This is a genomic window from Methylobacterium sp. 092160098-2 (genome assembly GCF_028920805.1).
GTDB lineage: Bacteria > Pseudomonadota > Alphaproteobacteria > Rhizobiales > Beijerinckiaceae > Methylobacterium > Methylobacterium fujisawaense.
This window is the reverse complement of sequence record NZ_JAQPZJ010000002.1, coordinates 391,058-406,800: the sequence shown is the minus strand read 5'-3', so window position 1 is coordinate 406,800 and position 15,743 is coordinate 391,058. Positions and strand designations below refer to the sequence as shown.

The window sequence follows — 15,743 nt, the reverse complement described above, 5'->3', positions numbered from 1 at the left end:
TACCTAGACCGTTCCGGTCGACGCGTCATCCCCTCGGGCGAGGTCGTGCCCAATACCACCGGCAGTTCGGCATCCGGATGACCGAAACCGGTCCGAATCCCGGCCGGCGGCAACCGATCCGCGGCCGGTTCGGACGCCCATGCCGCCGGAGGTGGGCGATCCGGATGGAGCGGTGGCCGGCCGGGCCCGGATGCCGGCGTGCCGCAGGCCGCCTCGCCATGAAGGAATGAACGTGCCGGTCGGCGGCCGGAGAACGGTACGGCGGTCGGGGCGGGATGGACCAGGCCGGCGATATCGTCCAGGTAACCGTACGCGCACATTCCTTCGAAGCTTCGACGTGAAGGAGCGTTCGAACCCTGGCAGTACCGCCAATCCGCCGGCTATGGTCGACGCGCCTCGACCACGGGTGTCCCATGACGACTTCGTCCCTTCTCCAGACCCTCTCCGCCACGCGCGCCGCCCTCGGCGTGCGTCCCGATCAGATCGCGGCGGCGGCGTCCGTCCCGGTCCTAGAGGTCGGCCGCATGGAGCGGGGCGACGAGGACGTTCGCCTGGATATCGTGCTCGGCTACGCCGCCGCGCTCGGATGCGCGATCACGCTCCGTCGGGAGGAGGCCGGCATCGAAGGTGCCGCCCCGAGCACACCCGACGCCGCCCAGCTGGCCGGCGATCTCCAGCGGCTGCGCGCCGAGTTCGGCGCCTGCCGGGAAGGACTCGATCTGACCCCGAGCGCTCTGGCCCGATACGCCAACCTCACCGTGAAGACGGTCTTCGCGCTGGAGCGCGGTCCTCAGATCCCGAAGCTCTCGACCGCGCTCGCGCATGCTGGTCGGTTCGGTCTCTCGCTTCGTCTCTGCGCGCGCGACGGCCGCACGCCGCCGGCGACGGTCCGTGGTCTCGTCGCCGACGATCTGGCCGCGATCTACGAGCGCATCGGATCCGCCACGAAGTCGACGTCGTCCCATCATCTCAAGGCCCCGGGCTCGGAGATGGAGGCCGAAGTGGCGCGCGTGCTCGTCGAGGCCTACGAGGTCCTGGACCTGCCCCGCCGCGCGTTCGCCCGATCCGCGGGTCTGAACTGGAAGACGATCTTTCCGGAAGGCGTACCGAGCTTCACGGGGCGGTTCGGCACGACCACGTCCGTGGCGGCGCGTCTCGGCCACCGCATCCTGGCGGTACCGGCCGATCTACCGGTCGCGAGGATCGCCGCGGCCCATGCGAGCTCGCCCGTCGAGAAGCCCGACCTTACCGACTTCCAGGCTCTGGATCTCGCCCGGGCGTTCGCACGCCGCCGGAAGGAACTGGGCCATACCTTCGCCGAGATCAACCGGCGCGGCGGTGCGACCGTGCAGACCGTGCGCGGCTTCGAGACCAATCCGGTCGGCGCCACGCTCGCGCAGCTGTGCCGGCATGCCCGGGCGATCGGTCTCGCCATCGTCGCCGTGCCGGAGGGCGCCGTCGGGGAGATCCTCGCCGCAATCGGATCCCCGGTCGAAGGTCCGTCGCAGCCCCGGCCTCCGGCCAACGGCGCGGGTCGCCATTTCAACCCGGAGGTGGACGCGCGCAAGCGCACGATCATGGTCGAGCTGTGCAAGGCGGTGTCGTCGTGCGGCCGCGGGTCCGTACGCGACGGCGCCGCGCTCCTCGGGGTGCCCCGGCGGGACATCGAAGAGCTTGCGGACGGCCGCCGCTACCGTGCGAAGGCCGTCGAATTCGCAGCTCTTCTCCGCTCGACCGGAACCGTCCTCTGCTTCGAGGACGAGGCCGGCGGCTTCACGGCCAGGTTCGGCTCGGCGGAGACGCCCGAAGACGAGATCGCGACCTTCTTCGGGAGGGCGGCCGTGCATCGGCAGGGTTCCGGACTGGTCCCCGACGTTGCGGGCGCCCGGATCGGCATCAGCGGATCGCGGTTCCAGGAGATGGAACGCGGCGATCCGAGGATCCTGACGACCTCGCTGATCCTCTATGCGGAGGCCCTGGGGCTTGCGTGGCGGGTCGAAAGGGCGGCAGGCCGATCCGCGTAGGCGTCGTACAGACGCTGAGGCCTGCCAGCCTCCGGTGCCAAGCCAAGCGCATGAACGCGCTGCCGGATCTCGTTTAGGCGCAGATCCGGCTGATTCCGGTTCAGGCCACCTTCGCTTCGGGGATCGGGTCGCGGAGAAGATACCCGCGGCCCCAGATCGTCTCGATGTAGTTCCGCCCACCCGAAGCGTTCGCGAGCTTCTTGCGGAGCTTGCAGATGAAGACGTCGATGATCTTCAATTCCGGCTCGTCCATTCCTCCGTAGAGGTGGCTGAGGAACATCTCCTTCGTGATGGTCGCGCCTTTGCGCAGCGCCAGGAGCTCCAGCATCTGGTACTCCTTGCCGGTCAGATGCACCCGGTGGCCGTCCACCTCCACCTGCTTCTGGTCCAGGTTGACGAGCAGATCGCCGATGGCCACCACCGACTCCGCGTGGCCGGCGGACCTCCGCACGAGGGCGTGGATCCGGGCGACGAGCTCGTCCTTGTGGAAGGGCTTCGTGACGTAGTCGTCGGCTCCCGAGACGAGGCCCTTCACCTTGTCGTCGATGCTGGCGAGACCGGACAGGATGAGGATCGGCGTCGTGATCTTCGAAATCCGGATCGACCTCAGGACCTCGTAGCCCGACATGTCGGGCAGGTTCAGGTCCAGGAGGATGACGTCGTAGTCGTAGAGCTTGGCGAGCTCGACGCCCTCCTCGCCGGTGTCGACGAGGTCGCTGACCACCGATTCCGTCTTCAGCATCAGTTCGATGCTGCGCGCGACGTTCTCGTCGTCCTCGATCAGCAAGGCACGCATTCGTACGCTCCGACGGTCCGACCCGGAGCGGAGACCGCCCGGGCCCCGGATTGCCGGACCGTAAAGGAGGCCGGTTAATGCGGCCTTGCCGCCGACTAGCGGCCGACGAGACGTGTCCGGCCGCCGCGTCGGGGCGGCGCCAGGAACGGGAGCGGCTTGGCGCGCGCGATCGCCGGCGCGGGCTGGACGGCGAGCGAAGGGCGGGGCGGGGCGTCGCTCCTGGCGGCCGCGACGACCGCCGCCCGGCGCGCGGCGACGAATTCCTCGATCTGGCGCACGGCGTGCCGCGGCAGATCGATGTCGTTCGCCGAAAGGCCCGGGAAGATCCTGGCGAGCCGCTCCGACGTTGCCGCCAACGATGGGGATACGGTGCAGCGTATGTCGAGATGCGACCCGGAATGCGCCTCCACCAGCAGAGGAAGATCGTGGAGCGTGGCCTCCTCGACGGATCTCAGAAGCATGTTCTCGACGCCGTAGGGTGTCTCGCCCGCACCCATGCCGACCGCGGTCATCTCGACCTCGTAGACGAAGCGCCCGCGGCCTGCCACGAGCCGGCGTCGGACGAGGACGATGCCCACCGGGACAAGTAGCCGGGGGTCCGTTCCGCGGGCCACGACGTGCGCGGTGTCCGAAGCTAGATCGCCAGCCTGCAGCGAGACGCCGTTCGACAGGTCCCGGCGGCCGCAGCGGAAGAGCATGTCGGCTGCGGCATCCTCCTCGGTGGTGATGCGGTGCCACTCGACCACGGGGGCAGCGGGGCGGTCGGGATCGGTCAACCCTCTCCACTCCGGCTCGCCCGCGGCGCCGATGGCGTCCTCGGGGGGCAGGGGCCAGAAGAGGTCCGGAGACGACGGCACCCGGGCGAAGGGGCTCGCCGGCAGATCCGTCTCCGCCAGAAGATCCCGACCGAACGCGTCGAGACCGCGGCCCGACAGGACGGTCGCCTGGAGGATGCAGCGCGCGACGTCGTCTAGCATGCCAGAGACGAGGGCGGCCCTGGGCCTGTGCCCGAGCCCGCCCAGCATGGATGCGGCAGCCGTGAGGGCTCCGACGTCCGAGCCGGCGTCCAGGAGCTTGTCGCGGAAGGCGACGAGAGGCTCCTCGCCGAGGCGAGCCGCATCGACCTTGAAGGCCTGCAGCGAGAGAAGCACGGCGGCGAAGGCGGGCCATCCGGGATGGCGGGGGCGCCTGAACAGCTCCCCGACGATCCGGCGGAGCTCGGGCAGCGCGTCGGTCACGGCGGCGACCTGCGCCGGGCTCCCGACGGCGGCGATGCTGGAACGCGCCGTCTCGACGGTGCCGTCCGCCAGCAGGTCCGGTGCTAGAAAGGCCTCGTCCGCGAGCGCGCGGCCGATCTCGGCGAAGGCGGGATCGCGGGTCAGCGCGGCCACGTCCCCGATACGGCTCGAGAGGACGTCCATCCAGCCGGCCGCGAGATCGACGACGATCCTGGTCGACGCCTCGGAGGGGACCGGCCTCGACCCGAGGAGGGTCTCGATCCTGATGGCGACCGCCATCGACTTCGAGGGATCGCCGGGGCGGGCGTAGCAGCGGGCCACGGCCGCCGCCGCGGCCGACGGGTTCCAGGGTCCGCGGGCACTCTCCCAGTCGTCCCGGCCGAACCCCGCGGAGAACACCTCTCCGATCCTGGATCTCATCGGGGCGGTGCCGAAGAGTTCCGTGGCCGCCTCGCGCAGGGCGGCCTCGGCGGCGCTGCGGTCGAGGACAGTCGATCCGTTCGACGACGTCTGCAAGCTTTTGTCCGTTCGCGGCGAGGCACGGGAAACGAGGGGGCGGCGGCCCGCGCCGACTTCCCGAGACGCGCGAGCGGGTCTCTCCTGGGAAGACCTATGCGCGAACCACCGACCCCGTGTCGTCACAAGGTGTTGAGGTGCCCGGTGCAAGTCAAGCGTCCGGAACCTCCTCGACCGCGACGGATCCCGGGATTCTATCGCCCCCCCGCCGCGCGCACGACCGCAGCGACGAGCGCAAAGTGGGGGAGGCCGGCCAGGGCGTGCTTGACCGGATAGATGGCGGCCTCCGCGCGGATCGGTCCGGACACGGCCGCGAAGGGCAGAAAGGGAAGGCTGCGGGCGGCGTCGGCGTCGGCCGTGGCGACGAACTCCGAACCCGTGAGCCGGGTCGTCGCCGGCGCGATCGCCACGAGAGCCGCGAGGACGACGCAGATCCCGAGGACGATCCTGACGTGCCGACCGCGCCGCGACCGGCCGGCGTTGCCCGGGCGGCCGAGCGACCGGAGGATCAGGGCGTAGTTCGAGAACTTGAAGGTGTGGACGAGGATCCCGAGCAGCGAGAGCACGAGGGCGACGGGCGGCACGAGGCTCGCGCGGAAGACGTCGCGGCCGAGCTGCCCGTCGGCCCGACCGTCGGCGAAGGTCGCCGGGTCGCCCAGGTAGGAGGCTGAGAGCCGGCGCTGGACAGCGTCGACGGCCGGGCGGTAGACGCCCTTCTCGAAGGCGGCTCCCTCGGCATCGACCGGGATCGCGGCACCGCCCTCCGCCATGCCCAGGAGCGACTTGATCCTGGCCTGGACGGGAGCCTGGGCCGCGAACCGCTCGAAGGAATCGATGTCGCGCGGGAGAACGCCATCGGCACCGAGCGCATTCCGCACCCTGGCGTCGAAGGCGGCCTCGGCGGGCTTGCCGGCGTCGCCGAGGACCGCGCGCCGGAAGTCGCGCTCGGAGCGGGGGTCCTGGTCGTCCGACATCCGCAGTCCCTGCGTCGCGAGCTTCGCGCGGAGATTGCGGACGTCGGCGGGCGAGAAGCTCATCGGGGGATTGCTGACCTTCAACATGAAGTCGTGCCAGCTCTTCCACCTGCGGTCGGCCTCCTGGCCCAGGCTGCCGAGGGCGTCGGCGCGGGCCTTCACGCCGTCGCGGTAGCCGTCGAAGGCCTTGTGCAGCTCCGCCAGGGCGGGCTCGAAGTCCTTGCGCCGGAATTCCTCCGGGCCGCCCATCCGCTCCTCGACGTTCCGGCGCAGGAGCGCCTGGAAGCTGGGGGCGAGCGAGGCCAGCGCCCGCGGCTCGGCGATGCCCACCAGCGGCGCGGCCGCGGCGAAGGCCTTCCACTCCGGACGCGACAAGACGCCGGGTTCGACCGGCAGGCCCGCGATCCTCGGCTTCGCCGAGAACAGTTCGGTCCGCAGGAGCTGCGCGTTGGCGGCCCGCTGCCGGGCGGCCGGCGAGGACGAGGCGACGAAGGCCTCGACGCCGTACCAGACCGCTTGGTGGACGACCGGCACGACGAGCACGGCGGCCACCACCAGCGACAGCACGGTGCGGCGCATGTCGGCCACGCCCTCGACGTAGCGGTCGAACAGGGTGCCCCAGACGACGATCAGAACGGCCAGGGCGGTGAAGATGCGCCCGGTCCATTCGAGGCGTTCGATCTCGGCCGAGGTGGCGGACGAACCCACCACGTCGAGGACCAGGGATCCGAACGGCACCTCGAACAGCAGATACAGGCCGGTGGCCGCGAGCATCGCCAGGGCCGCGGTCCGCCGGCGGCCGTCGCGGGCGTCGAGCCGGACCGCGGGGCGGACGACCCTTCCCGGCTTCGTCCAAGTGCCCTCGGTCAGGGAGCCGGAGGCGGTCTGCAGTCGTGCGAACATCGTGGAAGGGGTTCCGGCAGCGGGCGCATCCGGTATCGCCCCGCAACCCCTGAAATCGCGTGCCGAAGATCCCGACAATTGTACGGATCGCGTCCTTCCCTAGAAGGGCTGTGGACGGCCGGCTTCCCGCGCCTTCGGGATCCCGTCGTCGTTGGCGGCCTCCCCGATCCGGAACGCGCCGCCCTGTGACACGAGGCTCCTCACGAGCCGGGGCCGATCCGGAGCGCGGCGGGACCGGACGACCGGTGCGGCCGCCTGCCTGGACAGCGTCGCGACGACGAGGGCGGCGACACGGAAGAGCACGGATCGCATCTCCGGCGGGCGGGAGGTCACGGCTGCGTTCCGGTGGGTCGCCGCAGACCGTCGGGAAGGAACGGCGGCGCTCTCGGACGCCGGAACCGAGCCTAGCCCGAGACCGTCGCGGGTGCGAGCGCGAATGTGCCGCGTCCCGGTCAGACGGACCCGACGAGGGCCCGGAAGTCGACGGCGCGGCGCACCGAGGCGACCTCGACGTCCCAGACCGCGGCGGCCCTCTCGATGGAGCCTTCGGCGTCGACGGATGCCGCCAGGGCCCGGACGGGGACGAACGACTTCGCCTCAAGCACGCGGCCGGCGCAGATGCGCGGATCGACCAGGATCCCGCCTTCGCGCCCGCGCGGCCACCATCGGACCGGTGCGCCCGTCTCGTCGTGGTCCATGCTCCCGAAACCCGCCGGCCGAACGAAGCTCCGGGTCGCCGGGCGATCGGGCAGGACCGCGTCGACGAGATCCTCGCCCTCCTCGAGGAAGCGCACGGTGGCGAGAGGATGGTCGTCCTCGAAGACGTCGCGTGCCGCCCGCACGACGGTGTGGAGCTCGGCCGGCTTGAGCCGCTGCGCCGTCAGGGCCGAGGCGACCGCACCCTCCAGGAGGCCGCGGAAGCCCAGCAGGAGCGCGCTCGTCGAAGGCAGCACGTCCAGGCTGCAGGGGCCTTCGGGATCGTTCATCCACGCGCGCAGCCGCGCCCTGGTGATGCCGACGAGCGGGGCCGCCGTCGCGATCGGATACGTCGCCATGTCCTTCGTGGTCCTCGAAAGGTCGTGCTCGAAGGTATGACGGGGCCGGGGTCGCGGCGGAAGGGCCGCCGGTCCTTCGTCCTCAGGCAGCTTCGGCTTCTGGTAAACCGGTCGCGGCGGCCGGCTGGTCGCCCAGGACGTAGGGCCCGAAGTTACCCACGATGTCGCCCGGCATGTCGATCAGCCGGTAGTCCTCGGCGTCCACGAACATGAGCTGCTGGCTGCCCTTGCCCAGCACGCCGCCCGACGAGCGGCGGATCTCGTGTTCCAGGGTCACGAACTTCCGGTTCCAGCGCCGCACGCCTAACCGGACTTCGATGGGTTCGAACTCCTTCGCCTCGCCCCGGAAGTCGTGCGCAATGGATTTCGTGAGGATGAGGAAGCGCGTCGTGGCGAGATCGAAGTCGGGCATGACCGCGTTGAAGAACAACTCCCGTGCCTTGCCGACGAAACGCATATAGTTGGCGAAATATACGTTCCCGACGCTGTTGGTGTCGTCGTAGGTCGGCGTGATCCTCACGACGAACCACTTGCCCTCGAAGCCGTGCGCGGCGCCATGGTCGTTGACGGGCCGGAGCACGACCGGTTCCGCCGGAACTGGCATGCCGCCGGTGCCCGCATCGATCTTCGCCGGGCGGAGATCCCTGCCGGGCTTGAGGACGTGCGCGAGCGATCGAGCGGCGGCGAGGAGCGGCACGAGCACGGAGACCGCCAGGATGGCGGGATCGTCGGCCGCATGCCCAGCCACGAACAGCGCCATCGCGCAGATCCCCAGCATGAACGCCAGAGGGGCATCGTGAAGGACGGGGGCTCCGAGGGCGCCGGCGACGAGATTGGCCGCGGGTGCCGCGAAGAAGGTGGCGAACGGCATCATCAGGTAGAGGAAGGGGAGGTCGAAGCGGAAGGCGGCGAATGCGAGGCCGCAGGCGATCGATCCGACCCAGAGGGGCGACGTTGCGTAGCCCGGAGGCACCAGGGCGAGAAGCGCGCTCGTGGAGCGGCCCATGGTCTCCTTCAGGGTCGACCGCACGGCGACGTAGAAGCTGTCCAGCGTCGTCGCCATGGCGAGCGTCGACCAGACGAGGAACGCGACGGACGCGAGGCCGCGGCCTCCGTCGAGGCGCACCGTGGCGGCTGCGAGCGAGCCGCCCGCGAACGGAAGGCCGTCGGATGCGGCCGCGGTGACGACGGGGCCGGCGGCCACCGCCAGAACCGCGTTGATGCACAGCAGCCCGAGGAAGAGGAGGGATCCGAATCCGTAGGCCAGAAGGGTCGACCCGCCGGACCGGCGGATCGCCACCGCCCGCTGCCATTGCTGCACGTCGAGCCAAGGCCCGAGAAGGAAGCCGACGAGGGACGGCACAACGAGACCGAGGAAGCGCGAATCCAGGGCCGCGGAGACGGGAGGCGCCTCGCCCCCGGGCAGCGCCGTGAGCGCCGCTGCTGCGGCGGCCGCGCCGCCGGCCAGAAGCACCGCGTGAAGCTTCTTCAGGCCGGGGAGACCGACCGCATGACCGATCGCGCTTGAGGCGATCAGGAGGATCGCCGCGCCGCCGGCGCTGCCGGCTCCGAACATCGGCACCAGCACGTAGCGGCCGAAGCCGTAGAGGGTGATCGCGACTGCGACGATCTGATAGGCGACGAGCGCGACGCCGGCGCGGTCCTGGGCGATCCGGAAGAGCTTGGCTGGATCGGTGCCGGCGCGCCCGCACAGCGCTCCGAACAGGAACAGCCCAGTCGCATTGGTCGCCGCGAAGGCCGCGAATGCACCCCACCCGTAGGTGAGGACCACATGCATCGAGAAGCAGAAGCCCAGCCCCCAGAACCACGACATCGCGACCGTCGGAGCCCAGGATGCCGAGCGGAGGAATGCTGCACCGGCCATGTCGTTCGTTCCCGATCCTTCGTCGGCGGCTCGTCGAAGGAACGATACGTCGGATTTTAAGGATAGGGAACGCGTGGCGCCTTGCGTCCGCGTCCTGCATGCTTCGGGCGACGGAAGAGGGATGGACCATGGGCGACACGCGAACGATGCGCCTTCTGGCGCTGGCGACCACCGCGCTCCGGGACCTGTCGATGGACTGGCCGGCGAGCCAGATCGCGGCCGCGGACGGCGCAGGCGGTCTGGATGCTCTCCTGGTGCAGGTCGTCGCGCATCTGCGCGGCATGGGCATCGACGACGAGAACGGATGGGACACGGCCGCGACGCGTTCGATCCCCGTCGCGGAAGGCGGGGAGGTCGGCGTGGGCCCCGACGAGGACATGCTCGCGACCGCAGCGACGGCGCTTCGCGACCTGGAGATGGGCTATCGACACTCCGACATCGTCGGACTGGACGGGCTGAACGGTCTCGACACCCTCCTGCGCGGCCTCGCGACACGCCTGCGCGGTCGCGGGATCGACGACGAGGGGGGCTGGGACTGCCCGTCGACGGAAGGGATACCCGTCGCTTCGACGTCGCCCAGCCCCTGACGTCAGGGAGCCGGCTGCGACGGCGCGACCGGCTCGCCGCGGTGCTCGTGGTTCAGGATCTCGAATCCGATCTCCAGGGGGCCGGGCGACGCGTTGGAACCGAGGACGATCTCGTAGAGCGCCTCGCCGAAGTTTTCAGGCTCGAACTGCTCGTCCCAAGCCTTGGCGTAGGCGGACCTGACAGCAATCAGGAATCCGGCCTCGTCGAAGATCTCGGCCTCGAGATCCAGCACGAAACGGCCCAAGCCGAGGTCCCGCACGGCGCGCGTCCTGATCTCGTAGCCGTCGTCCAGCGGCGCGCGCGGCGGATTGATCAGGATTTCCTCCACGATCCTGCACGGAGCGGCGTTGAGTTCGAGGTCCGGATTGAGCGTGCGGGCGAAGGCCGCCATCACCTCGGGATCCACGGCGCTGATTTCGACCGTGAAGTTAGCGGTACTCATGGGATGTCCTGTCAACGTTGGCATCGCGGGATCAGGCGGCTTCCAGCGCCGGCACTTCGGAATAGCGGAAGGGCAGTGGACCTGCGCCGTCCCGGCCGGCCGCGAGGACGGTCTCGCGAAGCTGGCCCAGGAGGTCGGCCACGTGGATGCCCTGAAGGTGCAGTGCGGTCGGAATCTCCGATCCGCCGACTGTGCCTTGCAGGTGTCGTCCGTCGTGGTCGAGGTCGCAGACGAAGACCCTGTTGGTCCGGTCGAAGATCGAGAAGGATGCGACCGCTCCCTCCATTGTCATCCGCATGAAGTCGCCGTCGTCGAAGCGGGCGCCGTAGGAGATGCCGCCACTCCGGAACGCAACCGGGTCCGGCAGCAGCTGGATGTCGCGCGACGCCAGCGCCGCGATCGCGGTGGGGAAAGATGCGTGGAGAAGCAGAGCCTTCGACATGTTCGAACCCGGGCGCGCAGGAATGGATCGGAAGATTTCGTTCCTTCGATGATGCTTTCGTTCGGCGCCAGAGGAAAGACCCTATCGGCCCATGCGCACGAGATCGACCAAGGCGAACGAATCGTCGTTGCCCACGCCGGCGGACGTTGCCGGGGGACTGTCTCGACGGAGGCGTTCCGATCGAACGACGGCATGAGCGGGTCGCCGGCGGGTCGGGCGTCGACTTCGGCCGGCTGGATCGTCCGAGCCGCCGGAAGAGCGAGTTCGTAGGTCGTGGGCCCGCCGAGGACGAAGGTGCCGTCGCGGCACGCGGCCAGAGCGGCATTCCAGGTCCGGACGCGCTCGACGCCGGCGGCGAACCCGGCGTTCCGGGACTGGGGATCGAGCCGTCGCTCCGTCAGGGGGCGCCCGATGGATTCGAAGATCCGGCGCGCGTCGGATGCGTCGACCCCGAGGCTACGCGCGGGGCCGTCTCGGATCGGTGGTGAGGCGCCAGGACAGACCGGTGCGGAGGTGCGCGACGCCGCTCCGCGACACCGCCGCGACGACCGCAAACGGTCCCCGCGCGGTCCCGACGACGGCCCCTCCGTCCACCTCAGGCCGCCGCGTCGAGCCCCTCGACGCCAGGACCGAATACGAACGGATGGCGACCGGCGGTCACGGCGGCGACGCGCAGGGACGACAGGAGATCGACGAGACGTGTTCCGTCGACGGCGACGCTCTCGGGAAGCCGACCGATACGTCTGCTCGCGACGGTCGCGGACACGATTCCGCCGGCCATCTCGATCTCGGTTCCCCAGGGGCCGCCGGGCGGGTTGAAGTCGACGACGGTCGGGCCTTGCGGATCGAGCGCAGCTGACAGGCGCACGATCCCGGCCCGGTCAAGCATGACCTCGAAGCACACGAAGCCGGGGCCGTCGTCCATCATGCCTTCGCGGTCCGGAACGAAGCGGATGTCGCCCCGGGCGATCCGACGGAGGTTGTCGGCAAGGATCGAAGGAATGACTTCGTCGGTCATCGCATGCTCCCAATGGATGGCGCCCTCGACGCCGCTCCTTCGAGGATGGCCCGGTTCGGATCGGCCGGCAAGCCGGCCGCGGCTCAGAACCTGGGACCCGTGGCCGGCGTCCCATGGTCCACGAGCCGGCGCCACTCCCGCTCGTCCATCTCCATGCCGGCCTTTCCGTTGGACACAGCGTAGGCGACCTCGTCGAGGATCGTCTCCTTCGTCGCATCGGCCAGGGTGTCCCAGCGTGCGATGGCGAGATCGACCGCGGTCTGCACGACGTGGGTGGACCGGCCGACCGCGTAACGGACGTTGCCCAGCACGAGGGCGTCGCTCTGCGTCGCATCCGGCTGGGCGTCCCGCTCGAACACCGACCGGGCGATGTCGCGGACGATCTGGGCGCGCTCCGGCGTGTCGGCGGTGTCGAGGCCGGCGAGCAGGTTCCTCTGTTCCTGCGTCAGGGTTTCGGCGAGACGGCGGGCCGCGTTGAGGACGATCTCGTAGTCCAGACCGTCCGCGGGCGTCATGCGTACGGGAGGACGCTTAGCAAGGATGCCGAGCATGTCCGGCTCATCCACCAGCTTGTTGCCGTCGTCGAACACCTCGGCGTGCGCCGACCCTTCGGCGACCTGGTCGAGGGCGATGTGAACGGCTTGCTCGACTGAGGTGGCGATCGTCGAGGACGTGAAGACGATGTGGTACTGCTTTTCCTGTTCCATGGGCGCCTCCTTCAGGCGGACGGAGCGCGGGGAGCGTCGAAGGCCGCGACGACCGCTTCGCGGACCGCTTGGATGTCGCGTGCGGCCTGGTCGAGCGACTTCAGGACGTGCTCGACCTCGTCGCCCGAATGATCGGCCAACTCCTTCCAGAGGAAATCGAAGAGCGTGTCGCCGGTGCTCCCTTCGCGGACGGCGTCCTCAACCTGCCGTTCGTCGGTAGGATCGAAGTTGAGCATATCCTGGTTCGGATAGGCTGCGAGCAGCAGCTTCTGGAATTCGTTGGCCATCGTCGTTCGTTCCTTGCTTCTCTTTCCGGATCGGTGCCGGCATCAGGCTGCGGGAGCCCGGACTTCGATCCGCTCCGGAGGAGCGGAGGCGAAGGCGATTTGACGCTCGACCGCGATCTCGATGCGGCTCTCGGCGGCGTACTCGTCCCGGATCGCCTCCAGCGCCGTGCGATGGAGGTCGCACTGCTCCTGGACGAAGGCGATCACGGCGGCCTTGACGATCGTCGCCGCCTGCGAGGCGTCGGTCGGAAGCCGCCGTCGGACGAGCGCATCCTCGAAGGCCGCGAACGGCATCTGCGGCAGCGCCACCTCGACCACCGAGACCGGCTCCCAGGATCGCATCCGTTCGGGCCGGATGTCGATCATCCAGTCGGCGCAGGCGCGGCGCAGGTCGGTCGGCAGGGTGGGGATGTTCTCGACGATCCAGTGGCGGAGCTTCTCGGCCGTCGCCCGGCGGAGCGTCGGCTCGTACCGGCCACATACGCTGGCGGCCACGAGCCCGACCACGTCGACCCGCGCCACGAAGATGCGGGGCTCGCCAAGGCGTCTCTCGCGGGCGGCCTGATCGGCCGCAGGCATGTCGAGGTAGCGGCGCCCCTCCCGAGTCCGCACCACGTAGCGCGCCCGGGCATCGTCGGCCGGCAGATCCCGTCCGAGCGCCCCGACGACACCCGCGCCGATCGTGCCCGCATCGGCCCAGTCGATGTCGAGATGATCCAGTCCCCGGTCCGCCAATCTGGCGAGAAACCGCTCCCTGGAGGCTCGTGCAGGTTCGGACGTAGGGTCCGGGTAGCTGGCGGAGTCGACCCGATGCTCGGCGTACAGACCGAGCGCCTCCCTCAGATCCCTGAGCACGGGTCGCAGGCGCCGAGCCTCGTCGCCGGGCGTCAGCGAGGCGTCCGCGGCGGCCAGCACATCGTCGAGGAGGGCGTGGAGCACCTCCTTCATGGCGCGCGAGGTGGGCACGCCCGCAGGCGGCAGCCAGTCGAGACGTTCGACCGCGACGCGCACCCGTGGCCAGACCCGCCCCACGTCCTTCGTGATGGCGACGACATCCGTCAGGACGGCGACACGTCGCTTCAGGCCTCCCGGCGGCGGCGCCGGCCGCTCGGGAGGGGCCGCGGGGCCGACCGTGGCTTCGGCCTCTACCGCGACGCCGCCGGCGGAAGCATCGGCAGGCGCGTCGACGGGTGCGCCGGGAGATGCGATCCAGTCCGTCCAGGCGTCGAGAAGACCCGAGATCTTCCGCATGAAACGCATCGGTGTGTCCATGCGGACAAGGTCTCGTCGGACTACGAAAATGTCCAACGCGCACGATCTTGGGGCTGGCGTTCCTTCGTGGCAGACTCTGGACAGGACATCGGCCGAGGCACCCGGGAGCGGTGAGGTGGAGGACGGATACGGCCCGGCGGGCCCGGCGCTCGCGCTGCTCTACAGGCGGCTCGATGCCGAGTGGCGGCGCAGGCGCATAACCGCTGAGGCATTCAGGCTCGGCACCACCCGCTGGCGCGATCTCGCCTCCACGGCCGCCGATGCCGTCCGCGACGGCCGCACCGTCGATCTGCACGCCGAGATCGAGGGCGTGATGCCGCTCGTGCTCGCCCTGCCGCGACCCGCTGCCGCGGCGCTGCCGCCGCTCCCGTCCGACCGGGTGGCGGTTGCCGAGGTGCTCGACCTGCTCCGGCGCGTTCTTGCCGGACGGTCCGACGCCCGGATGGTCGCCCCGCCGCTCGTGTGGTCGGACGTCTGGCACGAGACCGGCGACCTGCGGATCGACGGCTGGACGGTCCGGTTCTCCGCACGCGAAGGCGGCATCTCCTACACGGTGGAGGCCGTCTCGCCGGACGGACGACGATCCGACCAGGAGACGTTCGAAGCGCGCGAGGGAGATCCGTTCGCGCTTCTCTCGGACGAGGAGCAGGAACTTCTCGATGCGATGTTCGCCCGGATGGAAGCCGATCCCGACGCCACCCGGGAGGCCATACTCTCCACCGTCTCCGACTCCGGGAGCGATCGGCGACAGGCGCGCGAACGCGTGGCGGCATGGCTGACGCTCAAGGGCGCGGCCGCGACCGACGCGACCGGCTCGCCGTTGCGGCTCGAAGAACGTGCCCGCCGGCTCGCGGCCGAGGAACGGGGCCGCCTGTCTGCGGCCGATCTCGAACTGCTTTGGGAAATCGAGGACATCCTGGCCGAAGCGGCTCGGAAAGCCGTCCCGGGGGCGATCTCGTGATCTTCCGGGCGTTCGACCACGAAGTGGTGTTCACCGACGTCGAGGCCTCAAGCCTCGACAAGGGATCGTTCCCCGTCGAGATCGGATGGTGCCTCGACGACGACGTGGGACCCGACAGCTTCCTGATATCCCCGTCGGGGGAATGGGACACCGAATTCGGATGGTCGCTCATCTCGCAGGCCGTGCACGGTCTTCGGCTGAACGCGCTCTACCGCGACGGCATCGACGTGCACGAGGCCGTCCAGCGGATGGAGGTCGTGTTCGCGGGTCGTGTCGTGGTGTCGGACAACGCGGCCTTCGACGACCACTGGATCGGCATGGTCTACGAGGCCGCCCGGCATCCGCGCTCCTGGACCGTCACGCCGCTCGACGACGTGTACAGGCTGGCGGCGGCGGCAGGGCACGTCGATGCGGCCACCTTCGTCCGGGCGATCCAGGCGGTCGAGGCCATCCATCCCCACCCGCATCGAGCCGCTCCCGACGCCTTCCGCATGGCGAGGAAGGTCCGGGCTCTGGCGGACGTCGTCTACCGCACCCGGCTGCTGGGACCCGACCGTTCCGCCGGCGGAACGGAACCGACGGCTTGAACATGGCGTCGATCGCCGCGACCCTCGTCGACCTCTCCCGACCTGCGG

Annotated in this window: 16 protein-coding genes and 1 pseudogene; 4 read left to right on the top strand and 13 right to left on the bottom strand. The window is 70.0% G+C overall.

Annotated features, from left to right (window positions below):
- The first annotated feature begins 413 nt into the window (after positions 1-413).
- Positions 414-2,024: a helix-turn-helix domain-containing protein gene (locus tag PQI07_RS27285; protein WP_274928171.1), complete on the top strand. Its 1,611-nt coding sequence runs from the start codon at positions 414-416 to the stop codon at positions 2,022-2,024.
- A gap of 100 nt (positions 2,025-2,124) precedes the next feature.
- Here PQI07_RS27285 and ctrA read toward each other — a convergent pair whose 3' ends face one another.
- The 6 genes from ctrA to PQI07_RS27255 form a co-directional block, all read right to left on the bottom strand.
- The gene (gene ctrA, locus PQI07_RS27280) at positions 2,125-2,820 is read right to left on the bottom strand and encodes a response regulator transcription factor CtrA (protein WP_274928170.1); all 696 of its coding nucleotides are present in this window, start codon (positions 2,818-2,820) and stop codon (positions 2,125-2,127) included.
- A gap of 95 nt (positions 2,821-2,915) precedes the next feature.
- Positions 2,916-4,574 (bottom strand): hypothetical protein, encoded by a 1,659-nt coding sequence (locus PQI07_RS27275; RefSeq protein WP_274928169.1) that lies wholly within the window; start codon positions 4,572-4,574, stop codon positions 2,916-2,918.
- Positions 4,575-4,768: 194 nt separating this feature from the next.
- Positions 4,769-6,451: a hypothetical protein gene (locus PQI07_RS27270; RefSeq protein WP_274928168.1), complete on the bottom strand. Its 1,683-nt coding sequence runs from the start codon at positions 6,449-6,451 to the stop codon at positions 4,769-4,771.
- Positions 6,452-6,550: 99 nt separating this feature from the next.
- Positions 6,551-6,754 carry a hypothetical protein gene (locus tag PQI07_RS27265; RefSeq protein ID WP_274928167.1) on the bottom strand — a complete coding sequence of 68 codons (204 nt, stop codon included), beginning with the start codon at positions 6,752-6,754 and terminating at the stop codon, positions 6,551-6,553.
- A 149-nt stretch (positions 6,755-6,903) separates the two neighbouring features.
- Positions 6,904-7,506 carry a hypothetical protein gene (locus tag PQI07_RS27260; RefSeq protein ID WP_274928166.1) on the bottom strand — a complete coding sequence of 201 codons (603 nt, stop codon included), beginning with the start codon at positions 7,504-7,506 and terminating at the stop codon, positions 6,904-6,906.
- A gap of 82 nt (positions 7,507-7,588) precedes the next feature.
- Positions 7,589-9,391, bottom strand: a complete 1,803-nt coding sequence (locus PQI07_RS27255) for an acyl-CoA thioesterase (RefSeq protein WP_274928165.1) — start codon at positions 9,389-9,391, stop codon at positions 7,589-7,591.
- A 128-nt stretch (positions 9,392-9,519) separates the two neighbouring features.
- Here PQI07_RS27255 and PQI07_RS27250 point away from each other — a divergent pair, with 128 nt between their 5' ends.
- Positions 9,520-9,978: a hypothetical protein gene (locus PQI07_RS27250; protein ID WP_274928164.1), complete on the top strand. Its 459-nt coding sequence runs from the start codon at positions 9,520-9,522 to the stop codon at positions 9,976-9,978.
- A gap of 2 nt (positions 9,979-9,980) precedes the next feature.
- Here the strand turns inward: PQI07_RS27250 and PQI07_RS27245 are convergent, their stop codons facing one another.
- From PQI07_RS27245 to PQI07_RS27220, 7 genes and pseudogenes are all read right to left on the bottom strand, one after another.
- Positions 9,981-10,421, bottom strand: a complete 441-nt coding sequence (locus tag PQI07_RS27245; RefSeq protein ID WP_274928163.1) for a hypothetical protein — start codon at positions 10,419-10,421, stop codon at positions 9,981-9,983.
- Positions 10,422-10,452: 31 nt separating this feature from the next.
- Positions 10,453-10,863, bottom strand: coding sequence for a hypothetical protein (locus PQI07_RS27240; RefSeq protein ID WP_274928162.1), 411 nt, complete (start codon positions 10,861-10,863; stop codon positions 10,453-10,455).
- Between the two features lie 182 nt (positions 10,864-11,045).
- A pseudogene (locus PQI07_RS37910) lies at positions 11,046-11,417 on the bottom strand (dihydrofolate reductase); the annotation flags it as partial.
- 41 nt (positions 11,418-11,458) lie between these two features.
- Positions 11,459-11,881 carry a hypothetical protein gene (locus tag PQI07_RS27235; protein WP_274928161.1) on the bottom strand — a complete coding sequence of 141 codons (423 nt, stop codon included), beginning with the start codon at positions 11,879-11,881 and terminating at the stop codon, positions 11,459-11,461.
- 83 nt (positions 11,882-11,964) lie between these two features.
- Positions 11,965-12,588, bottom strand: coding sequence for a hypothetical protein (locus tag PQI07_RS27230; RefSeq protein ID WP_274928160.1), 624 nt, complete (start codon positions 12,586-12,588; stop codon positions 11,965-11,967).
- 11 nt (positions 12,589-12,599) lie between these two features.
- Positions 12,600-12,875, bottom strand: a complete 276-nt coding sequence (locus tag PQI07_RS27225; protein ID WP_274928159.1) for a hypothetical protein — start codon at positions 12,873-12,875, stop codon at positions 12,600-12,602.
- Between the two features lie 42 nt (positions 12,876-12,917).
- A complete protein-coding gene (locus tag PQI07_RS27220; protein WP_274928158.1) occupies positions 12,918-14,126 on the bottom strand; it encodes a hypothetical protein in 1,209 nt (402 codons plus the stop codon).
- 136 nt (positions 14,127-14,262) lie between these two features.
- On the opposite strand from PQI07_RS27220, the gene PQI07_RS27215 reads away from it, so the two are divergent.
- Positions 14,263-15,108 (top strand): DUF7693 family protein, encoded by an 846-nt coding sequence (locus PQI07_RS27215; protein ID WP_274928157.1) that lies wholly within the window; start codon positions 14,263-14,265, stop codon positions 15,106-15,108.
- Positions 15,105-15,695 carry a hypothetical protein gene (locus PQI07_RS27210; protein WP_274928156.1) on the top strand — a complete coding sequence of 197 codons (591 nt, stop codon included), beginning with the start codon at positions 15,105-15,107 and terminating at the stop codon, positions 15,693-15,695. The genes PQI07_RS27215 and PQI07_RS27210 overlap by 4 nt, the downstream gene beginning before the upstream one ends.
- Positions 15,696-15,743: the final 48 nt, after the last annotated feature.